Raw genomic sequence first — 10,895 nt, 5'->3', positions numbered from 1 at the left:
TGACGACTGTCCTAACGTTACGCTAACCTTAACGGATCGCAGCCTGCGATCAATTTGGGAAAATCCGCTCGCGGCCTCGGATCGCAGCGAATTTGGTTTGTGTGTCCACTTCCCGCTGGTGGCCCGGGGGCGCATCTCTAGATGACCATTAGCCTGCGCTGATCTGCCCGTTGTCGGCAGTGCCGAAGCAGCGTTATAATTTCGCAGGGGTGTTACCGATGTTGGGACGGATCTTGCCGCTTTTCCTGTGCCCGATGCTGTTGTTCGGGGGCGGTTGCTCGCGCAGTTATGACGGCAGCGTAGTCATTCCCAGGCCACTCGATGTCCGGCGCATTTGGGACAAGCCCCCGCCACAAGCACAAGCCGATCAGTTGCAACTGGAAAGCGACGTCTTTCCAGTTGCACCGCAAATGCCAAGGCGGTCGGTGGACCGCAGGAGCACTGCACCCACAGGGCCTGCAAGGCGCATGACGAGGGTGTCCAACAACCCGCCCGTTCTGTCCGGGCCGGCAAAGCCGCTCGCTTGCAGGAATGTCAGCGAGCCCGGCAAGCGGGCCCGTATGGTCTGCGAATAACGCCATCGGCCTAATGCACGCTCAAAGCATGCCCGCGACGCGCTTGACGTTCGGGCAGCAAGGCCGAGCGGGATGACGCTACAACGACGCTGCGCCCTTATTGGGCTCTTCCGCGCCAAGCTTGTCCAGCGCAATTCGGACCTGACGCAATTCGTCCTGCCAGCCATCGTCGTCGCCCATCGGGCTTTCCGATGCCGCGCGCTGCAATCCCCGCGCTTCGGATTCGATGTCTCGAAGTTTGGCGATTTTCTCTTCGGTGGTCAGGGATTCGTCTTCGACGATCTCCTGAACCTTCATTTCCCTGAATGTCACCATTGCCACTGCTCCCCGATTGCTCCAGCGACAACGCGGCGACCGGCCGATGCGTTCCAGGCAGGATCGGCCGCTTTGAGTTGCGCAATCGGGAAGTTTGGGGGATCGGGTCAACGGCCCGATGCACTCGAGAACGGCGGCCCACTGGATGCAGACCGCCAGTCTTTGCCCTTCAATTCTGGCCTCGTCAATTTGGGGGAGATCAATCCTCGGGAAAGAAAGCCGGCCCGACCACCCTTACCGGTCGCGTGCCGGCCAGTTTTTCGATCGACTGATGCTGGGCGGCGCCCTTGGCCTCCGGCGCCGTGGGATTGGCGGCATTGGCATCGGGGGCATTGGCGTCGGGGATCTGCGCAACGGTGCCTAGATCCGGCTTCGCCGTCGGCAAAGGAATGATGGCGTTGACCATGTTGGCGGGCGTTACCGTGCGTGCCCTGAGTTCGGCGACCCGCTGGTTGTAACGCTTGACGTCGCACGCCTTGAAATTCGCATCGTCGCGATATCTGAAAGCGGTCGGAAGCTCTACATAAGGTTTTCGCGTTTCCAGCGCGACCATCTCTTCGGTCTCGCGGCTGACATCGCTCAGCGTGTAGAGGTCGACGCCGACATCGTCGCAAATGTAACGGCACTGATCGACAGTTTCTTTCAGATCGTCCTGTTTGGCGAATTGCGATTTTGGCGCGGGGAAGAAATATCCGTCCGAAAGGCGCACACAAAACAGCATCGGGCTGCCGGCATACTTCATGCCGTCGGACCGGGCTTTGGGTGATGAACGCTGCGCCTCCACTTGCCGCGGCTGCGCTTTCTGCCGTTCCTGCTTCTTGGGGGTAGACGCGCAACCCAAGGCAACGAACCGCGCCCGCAGGCCCGATGTTTCCCTGCCCGAATTCGACGCGCTCGCGATCTGGCGTTGCACCTGCGCCTTGTTCTGGACGAGATCGGCGCAGGGGTTGAAGAAGAACCCGACCATCGAGCTCTTTGCCGAGCAGCGGCGCTGTTTCTCCAGCCTTTGGATCGCGACAAGCTGCCGCCGCAACTGGGCGACTTGCGGGCTCGACCCGGAGCCGCGACCGGCCGAGAGCATCTGGCTTCTGATCGCGCTGCAAGTATCCGCGTATGAAGAGGAAACGCCGACCGCAGATGTTGTCGCCAACACCAGCACCAGCATAGCGTTAGACCATAAGCGTGTCATTGGAGTGACCCTTGCCTTGTTTCCGCCGAGAACCCGGAGCCGCACTCTTGTTGATCGTGAATAAGGCTGAACTAAATGAGACCGGTCTAATTCAGTTAAAATCCATGATTCCAGAGATTTTAGCTCTAGTCTATTACACCTGCTCTCGTAAATTCGATATTACACTTTTGTTTCAAGATTGAGACGAAATCAGCTATAGCAACGCCAGCACGACGAACCCGAAGTTCGGCTCGATTTCGAGTAATGTAGAAAATATATTTTTCGAACTTATGTAATTAAATCGATGAGTCTCACGATAGGCGTTAAAGCAGTGGCGATTAGAGTGGACAAAAAATGAAATGCCGTCGATAAATATTCTAAAATAGAGAGATTATGCATAACAATTATAATATAAAATACTTCGTCTTTGCGCGCTGCCCAAGGGAAAATGGCGCCGTGCAGCAATTTTCATTTCCAATTCCTGGATGCTGACGCCAACAATTGAACAAGACGTCAATTCATGTCGCCGGCGTCTTCGCGGCCATCAAAAATCTGATGGCGGGCAGCCTGCCCGATCAATCCGGCGTTACCGGCAGTTCCACTGAAACCTTTGCCCTGCCTCCGACGTTGATGCAGCAAAGGAGACGCATGATGTCGATCCACTTCACTGTCTCGGACCTGGCCAGAAATCTGTTTCACTCGCTGGGTCATGAGCGCGCGCCGCGGCCTCTCAACCCTGAGGAAAGCCTGTTGCTGGAATGCTATCTGGCCGGTCAAATTCCGGAATCGGCCTGGAGCGATTATGTCTTCGAGACGCCGGAACTGGCGCGGCATGTCGAGGCGAGGCGCAGTCCCCATTGATGCTGCCGGTACGCGAAACCGACCTGTCGTCTCATCGACACCAAAAGGGCTGAAAGCAAAAACCGAAAAACAAAAAGGCCGGCGCATGGCCGACCTTTTTTCCTCCTCGACATCCGCGCCGGTACATCCGCGGTCGCGGGCCTGAGGTAAACTGCCCCCAGTAGACTAACTATTGGTAAACGAAACCTTAACCTTTGCCGCGCACTTGCCATCAGCCAAACGAACGACGCCCCATCTACCGATAGCGCGATGCCAGACAGAGGGCCTCGACCTGTTCGAGGTAGAAGCGGCAGCGCATCCGCAGACTTTCGAGACTGGCGTCGCTGGCCCCGTCGATCTCAATAGTCTGCATCATGAACTCGAAATGGGCGCGGAATGCATCCACCGCTCCCCACATGGTGCTTCCGCGCGCGCAGCGTCCAATGATCGCGGCCGTGCGGCAATCAGGGCTTTAAGCCGGCTGAAAGTGTCGCTCCTGGCTTCGGCGCCCCCGTTTTCCGCGCCCCTGATCTCAGCGCTTTTTATGGATGCGACCATGTTCATGTCTTGCACTCCTTTCGCGCAGGCAGAGGGCGGCAGTCTTTCTCAGGACCGGGGAGCAGGTCTTGCAGCGTGCAAAGTGTCTCCCATCGGTCTGGGCAAGGCAGCGAACTCATCCCAACATCGGAGATTGTCATTCGTTTTTCCCTCACGTACCCACCGATTGGGTCCGCACGGCTTTTTGTTGAAGCGCCGAGCGGCGAGGCATGCTGGCCATCTGCCGGACCGGACGCCCGCCGCGAAGGGCATCGAATGCTTCCGCATAGGCCATGCCCAGCAGATACGCGATCATCGGGAAACGGCTCGCTTCAGCCATCTGCAGCAGCTCATTGGTCATGGTGGAAATGTATTGGAGGTTTTCGATTTCGGATTGGCGTAGCGCTTGATTTGGCACGTGGCTGCTCCTGTTCATCTGGTGGAACTCGGGGGAACACGGACCGGGCAACTAATTGATCGATCTGGCTTCGGAATGCGACGCCGGGACTGCGATGGTCAATGCATAGACTGGCGCGTCGGTGAGGCGATCGAGGCCGAGCAGACGCTTGATCGCCGAATGGCGCAGCGCCGCCGTCGGGCACGCCGACAGGCCGCGATTGGTCGCCGCCAGCATGATGTTCTGGCCGATATGGCCCGCCTCGATCAGCACCACCCGGTAGGCGTTGGCGTCCTCGTACTTCCACATGGTGCGGTCGAGTTTTGCGCAGAGCAGGATCAGGCAAGGCATCGCATCTGCCCACTCCTGGCCGCCGATCAGATCGGAGATCTTCGGCAGATGATTTGCTGAGATTCTGCCGAGGTCGTGGTCGGCGGCTGAGTAATGATAGACGCCGGGATCGAGGCCTTCGACCGCGGTCGCAACCACATAGGCTTCATAGGGATTCCTTGCGCCGCCAGAAGGCGTCATCGCCAGCGGCAGGGAACCCACGCAATTGGTGGTTTCGCCGGTAATGCCCAGGCCGGCAAACAGGCAGTCGGAGAGCTGCTTCAGCGTGATGGTGGGTGCGCCAGCTGAGCGATTGGTGCGCCGCCGCGCCATCAGTGCGAGCAGCTCATTGTCGTCCAGCGCCTCCGGCAATCGAATGGCGCCGGGCGGGTTCTTGAGCAGAAGGTCGGGCTGCGGAATACGCCCCGCGCGCTCGATCTGCCGCTCCTCCGACTGCTCGATGCTGATGAATTCGCTGTCCTGCACGCAAAAATGCATCAGCGCGGTCGGCACGCCCCAGCCCCATTGCCCGGAGAACGCGGCCTCCTGTTCGGCGATCTGCGACCCGGCCGTCACCAGGGCGGAAAAATCGACCAGCTGGGGAACGATCGCCCTGAGCTCGGAATGCGACCATCCATGGCTGCGCGAGACATCCGCCGGCGACGCCCATTTATCCCAGGCCGCGAGAAGACCGATCACCTCGGAGCTGCACTCGAACACGCTCCTGGTAAGGAAGTTGCAAGCGGTGACCTTGCCAGGCCCGGTATAGAAGACCAGCGTTTTTGAGGAGCGCATTTTCATCGGTTCGACGCCATTGCGAAGACGGAGCGCCGGCAAACGAAAGGCCTGCCGGCGCCTCGCGATTTCAGCGCTTGTTGTAATGCATGCCCTGGGTGAAGAAGACGGTCGTCGTGCCGGCGCTGATCGTCAGCTTCGGAGCGGTGTTCACTTTCTTTGCCATTTTTCGTCCCTCTCTTTATGAGCCCCACAATGGGATCCGCGGAAAGAAAGGTAAGGTCTGAAATCCTAACGGCTTCTTAAAATTATAGTAAATTTTTCGACAATACTATCATGACATAAGATATCATCTTATGCATGGAATGCGCTGTAATTTCTTACTCTGATATAGCGTAGTGTACATAAAATTTATGCTATTATTGAGTATGTCATTCTTAAAACGCGTCACGCGCAAAGGCAGAGCCCGTCAGTCGACGCTGTCCCGGGTCAGGCTCACGACGAGCTGATCGACGCTTGGGTCGTCGAGCTTGACGACATGCGCCATCCGGATCGCGTTTCTTGAGCTGATGGCAACTTCATGCCGCATGATCACCGACACGAAGGCCGGCCCGGATTCGGTCAGCAGCATCGCCCTGCCGGTAAGAACGGGTTCGGAGATGGGCGCCCACTGCACCGAGATAAGCGACGGCTCTCCTGTCTGCCGGCGGTTGATGCCGCTGAAGTAGATCCAGTTCAGGCGCGAGATTGCCACCCCATAGTGGTTGCCGCGCGCGCGTGCCCATGTCGACCCTCGACGTTCGGACCATCCGGTCACTCTTCTGAAGGTGACCAGTTCGGCTTCGCGCCGCACGAACGTTACCGAACGCATCAAAAGGTCGGTGCGACCTGGTATTGAAAAATAGGTCAGGTAGGTGCCGCCGGCGATCGACGGGCTTGGCGGCCGTATCAGCTGCTTGAACAGGCTTTCGGAAATCGGCGGCAGGCCGGGGACCACAGGCTCGGCAGCACCGTGGTCCTGGTACAACTCCGCTTCGTCGATCTTGAAATAATCGCAGATCAGCTTGGCGGTGGCCTTGTTCGGAACGGTCTGGCCTTGCAGATAGCGTTCGAATTGCGTGCGGTTGATGCGCAATTCACGGCACACCGCACTTACCGAGGCGTGGTCCTTGCAGAGCCGCCTGAGATTTGTGGCGAGATTCTCGCGTATCGACACGTCATCGCCCCCGCAGGCGAATTCAAAGTTTTTTCTGCCCGATTCCTATGTAACCTTTTTCTTCCATACCTACTGAACCCATTGATAGAACTCGCAGAAAAAACCAATTTGACCATGTTAGTGTAATGGCATGGCGGTCTTAAAAAAACAGCGAAACGGTTAGCGGCCCCTGTCATAAGTCCAATTGACAACCGGATTTGCCGGATATCGCGGCAAATCGCCCGGAATCGCAAAAGTGCCGGGCGATTTTGCCAGAGGCCTGGCCCTGATCTCGAACCGTCCAGACCCCTCCAGCCAGGGTCAGGCCGTGGCCTGCGACTTGACATAGGCGATATAGCCGCGCACGTCGCCGGCCGGCTCGGCATAGGCCTTGCCAAGCTTCTTCTCCATCGCCGCCATATAATCCCTGGCCCATTCGGGCAGCGCGTAGTCGATGACGGCCAGGAACTCAAGCGTCGCCGCCAGGCGGATGTCGGCGATCGACGGGTTCTTGCCGCCGATGAATGGCTTGCCGTTCCTGAAGAAGGAGTGAAACACCTCCAGCGGCTCCGCAATCGCGGCCGCGGCGGCTTTCTGGGCTTCCGATTTCCGGTCGGGATGGGCGTCGCTGTGGCCGACCTCGCCGGCATATTGCGGGAAGTTCAGCGCGGGATAGGTGGCGCGCGCCACATAGGGATAGAGCGTGCCGATGAGGTAGAACATGGCGCTGTCGATCATCGCCCTTTTGGCCGGCGCTTTCGGATAGAATTTCTCCAGCCCGTGCTTGTTGGCGAGATACTGCATGATGGCGCAGCTTTCCCACAGGACGCCTCTCGGCAGGCCCTTGTCCTCGATCATCGGCGTCAGATGCGCCGGGTTTCGCGCCATATATTCGGGCGAGCGCGTAACGCCCCATACATCGGTCTCGAAATGGTCGAGCCCGGCCGCGCGCGCGAACACCCGCACGCTCATATTGTTGACGCTCGGCTTCAGCATGCTGAGCTTCAGCCCGCCTTTCCCGGCCTTCGCCGGTTTGGCCTTGGCCTTCGGCGCGGACTTCTTGGCCGATGCTTTGGCTGCAGGTTTTGCGGCGGCTTTCTTTGCCGGCTTGGCCTTCAACGCCTTGGCTGCAGGCTTTGTCACGGCCTTGGTCGCCGGTTTCGTGGCTGCCTTGGCAGCCGGCTTCTTCGCACTCTTTGTTGTGGTCTTTGCCATTGTGATCCTCCCTCGGTTTGGCTGTCGTCAATATGGATTCTTGGGCGCCCGGTCGTCCGACAGTGTGGCGTGCGAGCGCTCGACCAGCGCCTGTATCGCGTCGGCGAGATGCACCTCGGCGATATTGTAATCGCCACGCGCGACACGCAGTCTGTGCGCCTCCATCAGCACGTCGGCATGCGTGAACCCCACCGGCGGCTCGAAGCGGTAGGAGGCGAGCTCGATCAACAGGCCGAGCGGATCCTCGAAATAGATCGAATCCATGAAGCCGCGATCCTTGACGCCGCTATGCTTGATGGCGCGCTCGTCAAGCCGGGCGACCGCCTGCAGGAAGGTGACCCGCGACACCGCGAAGGCGATGTGATGGACGCAGCCTGGATCGGTCGGCGTGCGCCGCTTCTCCGGCGCGCGGCTCTCATCGGTGAAGATGGTGATCAGCCTTCCATCGCCCGGATCGAAATAGAGATGGCTTTCGCTGGGCCTGTCGAGATTGGGCTGCTCGAAGATGAACGGCATGCCAAGCACGCCTTCCCAGAAATCAATCGAGGTCTGACGCCCGGCGCCGACCAGCGTGATATGATGAACACCCTGCGACTGCAGCTTCTGCATTGGTCTCCTCCCGGCCACGCCGTCTTGCCGCCGAACGGAAGTTCGGATGCCCAGTCGCGCTTGGATCAGCACCCGGCATGTGACCGCGCCCGGCCTCGCTCGCCTGCGCTCCGCATTCCGCTTCCTGCAGGAGTGCGGCCGGAGCTTTGATGAACGGATGCTAATTCAATCCGAGGCGTTGCGCCAGAAGCGCTGAGTTTCAAGAACTCCACGCAGGCGCCAAGAGCGGCACCGGGATCGCGGACGCCTTCGCCGAGCTCGCCGAAACGATCCGTCGCCGGCAGCTGTCATGGTGCGACAGCCCGCAGGTCGCTGGGTTTCCCGAGCGGCCGGTTTGGCGACGGCAGATCAAAGGGGCCTCGTTGACGCATGCCGCGCCTGGTTCGGATTACGGGCACCCGCGGCCCTTAAATGAAAATCACATATTCTTCATCGGCACGTCGGGATCGACATGGCCCCCATCGGCAGTAATCTTCAGCCTTGAGAGGTAGTGCTCCCATCCCCTTCGGTGGCTGTCACGCTCCTTTGCGTTCGGCAGTCCGCTGTGCGTGAAGCGGATCAGTGTCCCCGCATCCCTCGCGATCAGGTCGATCTCGACATGGCTGGAGCCGGGCGGCACGGTCTCGTTGTCTTCCCAGCCAAAACTGTAGGCAAGACGGTGGACCGGGATCACCTCGGTGAACTCACCGCGCGCCATATGGCGACCACCGACATTGACGAGGAACAGACCGCCCGGCGTTGCATCCAAATTCGCTTCGGTCCCGATCCATCGCACGATCTGGTCCGGATCCGTCAAAAGCGCGAACACGGTCGCTTGTGGCGCGGCGACCTCAATCTCTGTGTAAACCGATTCCGCCATCGCTCACTCCAGGTCACATCCACATCGAATGCCGTGCATGATTGAGGCTAATGTGGGGAGTTGCAAGAAGATGTTCGAGGCGTAAGCATAAGCCGGTGCCGAGTGACTACCGATGCTTCTTGCAAACTCGCTTTCATTCCTTCTGGACGACGCCGCGCATATTGGCGACGGTGGGCGACTTCTGTTGCAGCTCTCAACGCATTTGATGGAAGACGGCTTGCCGATCATCGCCGGCGCGCTGGCGCAGGATGCTCCCGACCCGATCATTTCACGCCGCATCTGGCTCTGGCGAGCGCCTGGGGGTGAAGTGGTCGAGGCTTTGGGGATAGGCGCCGACCGCCAGAATGCCGATCCCCGGCTCGTGCTGCGGGAGTGGCTTGGCACGACGCGGGCGATCGTGTTCGACGAGCGAGCGGGCGGTGTCGCACCGACTTTGGTGTGGGCGTTCGATCATACTCCGGATGAGGCGCAGTCAGAGCTGCTGCGGCAAATCTCCCGGTTTGCTGCGGCTCCGATGACCGCACTCGCAGAACGGTCCGCGAAACGCGCATTGCTCGAAGCATATTTGGGAAAGCGCAGTGCAGCACATGTGCTCAACGGTCATTCTCGTCGAGTAAAGGGAGAGACGATACGGGCTGCGCTTCTGTGCGCGGACCTTCGAGGTTTCACCGATCTATCCGAGGTTCATGATGCAGACGAGATCGTATTGGTACTTGATGCCTGGTTCGATTGCGTCGCCGGCGCGGTGCACGCATTTGGTGGTGAGGTTCTCAAGTTTATAGGTGATGGCGTCCTCGCGATTTTCCCGATTGGCGAGCGCGATGCAAATGCCGCATGTGACGCTGCGGTACGCGCCGTGAAGGCCACGCGCGCCGGGATAGATCATCTCAACCAAACTCGGCGCCGCAATGGCGGCCCTGAGCTCGGATATGGCATTGGCCTGCATGTCGGCGAGATACTCTGGGGGAATATCGGCACTGCCGGCAGGTTGGACTTCACCGCGATCGGCAAGGCTGTAAATCTTGTCAGCCGCATCGAAGGGCTGTGCAAGCCGTTGGGACGGACGGTGCTCGCGTCGACAGTGTTCGAGGCAGAAACTACCGAGCCGATGATCGCCATGGGCAGTCATCCGCTCCGAGGAATAGCAGGCGCGCAAACACTTTTCGGCTTGCCGGAATAGATCGAATGGTTGAGCACGCCGTGGATGTGTCGTTCGCAGCATATCTTGGTATCGTGCGAAGCCATGACTGAGAGAAATTCGAACGGCAAAGAAGCTACGATACTACAACTGGAGTATGGCACGTTTAGAGCCCAGCCATGCGCGTCGCGCGCAGCTTCGCTGGCCGGTGCTAAGGGCCGACTATTCCCGGCATCCACCCTTCGAGGGAGAGGCGCCTTCGCTCGCCAAAACGATGCGCCGCCAGCAGCTGTAGCTCAGGTCGGCTCCAGGCGTGCGCCGCGCCACTGGCGTCTGACTCTCGTCGGTGAAGACGGTGATCAGCCTTCCGTCGCCCGGATCGAAATAGAGATGGCTTTCGCTGGGCCTGTCGAGATTGGGCTGCTCGAAGATGAACGGCATGCCAAGCACGCCTTCCCAGAATCGATCGAGGTCTGACGCCCGGCGCCGACCAGCGTGATGTGGTGGACGCCCTGCGATTGCAGCTTCTGCATTGGTCTCCTCCCAGGGACTTTCCCACCTTTTTGCCGGATTCGCGCTCCGACTGGCAGCTTCGGATATGCGTGGCAGTTCGCCCGAATTGCCCCTGCACACGTTGTTAGGCTCCGACCGGAGGCTTTGATCACGTGATGCTAATTCAATCCGTAGTCTTGCGCCAGAAGCGATGAAATCCGCCGCTGCCGCTTTGAGGGGCGGAAATCTTGCCAGGGGTCCGGAAGTATGAGCCATTGATCTCGGCGAACGCGGGAAATGCATCAGTCTATGTTGCCGCTAGTGTGACATTCTATCGGCAGTGTAACGTATAGCTTTTCAACTGTTACTTGGGAGGTGGGCATGGCAAAACCAGCATCGAAGTCACGATCGAAATCTCAAGCGAAGCCGGCAGGTACCGCGAATAGACAGACAGGCTCCCTCTTTCCAAAACCGAACGAGGCTGTTGCAC

The 10,895-nt window shown here is 59.2% G+C and carries 11 protein-coding genes and 1 pseudogene; 2 read left to right on the top strand and 10 right to left on the bottom strand.

Features of this window, described 5'->3' with window-relative positions; genetic code table 11:
• Positions 1 to 653 precede the first annotated feature (653 nt).
• Together MESS2_RS09195 and MESS2_RS09190 are read right to left on the bottom strand one after the other, a co-directional pair.
• Complete coding sequence (locus MESS2_RS09195) at positions 654 to 890, bottom strand: hypothetical protein (protein WP_008873916.1); 237 nt, start codon at positions 888 to 890, stop codon at positions 654 to 656.
• A 199-nt stretch (positions 891 to 1,089) separates the two neighbouring features.
• A complete protein-coding gene (locus MESS2_RS09190; protein ID WP_244439925.1) occupies positions 1,090 to 1,971 on the bottom strand; it encodes a DUF2865 domain-containing protein in 882 nt (293 codons plus the stop codon).
• A gap of 738 nt (positions 1,972 to 2,709) precedes the next feature.
• On the opposite strand from MESS2_RS09190, the gene MESS2_RS09185 reads away from it, so the two are divergent.
• Complete coding sequence (locus MESS2_RS09185; protein ID WP_008873913.1) at positions 2,710 to 2,919, top strand: hypothetical protein; 210 nt, start codon at positions 2,710 to 2,712, stop codon at positions 2,917 to 2,919.
• A 235-nt stretch (positions 2,920 to 3,154) separates the two neighbouring features.
• Here MESS2_RS09185 and MESS2_RS33240 read toward each other — a convergent pair whose 3' ends face one another.
• The 7 genes from MESS2_RS33240 to MESS2_RS09150 all read right to left on the bottom strand — a co-directional run bounded on the left by MESS2_RS33240 (position 3,155) and on the right by MESS2_RS09150 (position 8,775).
• Entirely contained in the window at positions 3,155 to 3,316 is a 162-nt protein-coding gene (locus MESS2_RS33240) for a hypothetical protein (protein WP_244439921.1), read from the bottom strand.
• 291 nt (positions 3,317 to 3,607) lie between these two features.
• On the bottom strand, positions 3,608 to 3,853 hold the full coding sequence (locus MESS2_RS09175) for a hypothetical protein (protein ID WP_008873911.1): 246 nt from the start codon (positions 3,851 to 3,853) through the stop codon (positions 3,608 to 3,610).
• 51 nt (positions 3,854 to 3,904) lie between these two features.
• The gene (locus MESS2_RS09170; protein WP_008873910.1) at positions 3,905 to 4,957 is read right to left on the bottom strand and encodes a SagB/ThcOx family dehydrogenase; all 1,053 of its coding nucleotides are present in this window, start codon (positions 4,955 to 4,957) and stop codon (positions 3,905 to 3,907) included.
• A gap of 409 nt (positions 4,958 to 5,366) precedes the next feature.
• On the bottom strand, positions 5,367 to 6,113 hold the full coding sequence (locus MESS2_RS09165) for a helix-turn-helix domain-containing protein (RefSeq protein ID WP_008873908.1): 747 nt from the start codon (positions 6,111 to 6,113) through the stop codon (positions 5,367 to 5,369).
• 300 nt (positions 6,114 to 6,413) lie between these two features.
• Positions 6,414 to 7,307, bottom strand: a complete 894-nt coding sequence (locus MESS2_RS09160; protein WP_008873907.1) for a glutathione S-transferase family protein — start codon at positions 7,305 to 7,307, stop codon at positions 6,414 to 6,416.
• Between the two features lie 27 nt (positions 7,308 to 7,334).
• On the bottom strand, positions 7,335 to 7,916 hold the full coding sequence (locus tag MESS2_RS09155; protein WP_008873906.1) for a VOC family protein: 582 nt from the start codon (positions 7,914 to 7,916) through the stop codon (positions 7,335 to 7,337).
• Positions 7,917 to 8,334: 418 nt separating this feature from the next.
• The gene (locus MESS2_RS09150; protein WP_008873905.1) at positions 8,335 to 8,775 is read right to left on the bottom strand and encodes an SRPBCC family protein; all 441 of its coding nucleotides are present in this window, start codon (positions 8,773 to 8,775) and stop codon (positions 8,335 to 8,337) included.
• Between the two features lie 112 nt (positions 8,776 to 8,887).
• On the opposite strand from MESS2_RS09150, the gene MESS2_RS09145 reads away from it, so the two are divergent.
• On the top strand, positions 8,888 to 9,955 hold the full coding sequence (locus MESS2_RS09145; RefSeq protein WP_008873904.1) for an adenylate/guanylate cyclase domain-containing protein: 1,068 nt from the start codon (positions 8,888 to 8,890) through the stop codon (positions 9,953 to 9,955).
• A 267-nt stretch (positions 9,956 to 10,222) separates the two neighbouring features.
• Here the strand turns inward: MESS2_RS09145 and MESS2_RS30820 are convergent.
• A pseudogene (locus MESS2_RS30820) lies at positions 10,223 to 10,446 on the bottom strand (VOC family protein); the annotation flags it as partial.
• Positions 10,447 to 10,895: the final 449 nt, after the last annotated feature.

The organism is Mesorhizobium metallidurans STM 2683, assembly GCF_000350085.1.
Classification (GTDB): Bacteria; Pseudomonadota; Alphaproteobacteria; order Rhizobiales; family Rhizobiaceae; genus Mesorhizobium; species Mesorhizobium metallidurans.
The sequence above is the reverse complement of the archived record's forward strand: the minus strand, read 5'-3'. Positions and strand labels throughout refer to the sequence as shown.

What these genes read in the sequence shown, in the direction of transcription:
- MESS2_RS09195 (WP_008873916.1), bottom strand. Translation starts at nt 890, where the DNA reads ATGGTGACATTCAGGGAAATGAAGGTTCAGGAGATCGTCGAAGACGAA.
- MESS2_RS09190 (WP_244439925.1), bottom strand. Translation starts at nt 1,971, where the DNA reads ATGCTCTCGGCCGGTCGCGGCTCCGGGTCGAGCCCGCAAGTCGCCCAG.
- MESS2_RS09185 (WP_008873913.1), top strand. Translation starts at nt 2,710, where the DNA reads ATGTCGATCCACTTCACTGTCTCGGACCTGGCCAGAAATCTGTTTCAC.
- MESS2_RS33240 (WP_244439921.1), bottom strand. Translation starts at nt 3,316, where the DNA reads ATGTGGGGAGCGGTGGATGCATTCCGCGCCCATTTCGAGTTCATGATG.
- MESS2_RS09170 (WP_008873910.1), bottom strand. Translation starts at nt 4,957, where the DNA reads ATGCGCTCCTCAAAAACGCTGGTCTTCTATACCGGGCCTGGCAAGGTC.
- MESS2_RS09160 (WP_008873907.1), bottom strand. Translation starts at nt 7,307, where the DNA reads ATGGCAAAGACCACAACAAAGAGTGCGAAGAAGCCGGCTGCCAAGGCA.
- MESS2_RS09155 (WP_008873906.1), bottom strand. Translation starts at nt 7,916, where the DNA reads ATGCAGAAGCTGCAGTCGCAGGGTGTTCATCATATCACGCTGGTCGGC.
- MESS2_RS09150 (WP_008873905.1), bottom strand. Translation starts at nt 8,775, where the DNA reads ATGGCGGAATCGGTTTACACAGAGATTGAGGTCGCCGCGCCACAAGCG.
- MESS2_RS09145 (WP_008873904.1), top strand. Translation starts at nt 8,888, where the DNA reads ATGCTTCTTGCAAACTCGCTTTCATTCCTTCTGGACGACGCCGCGCAT.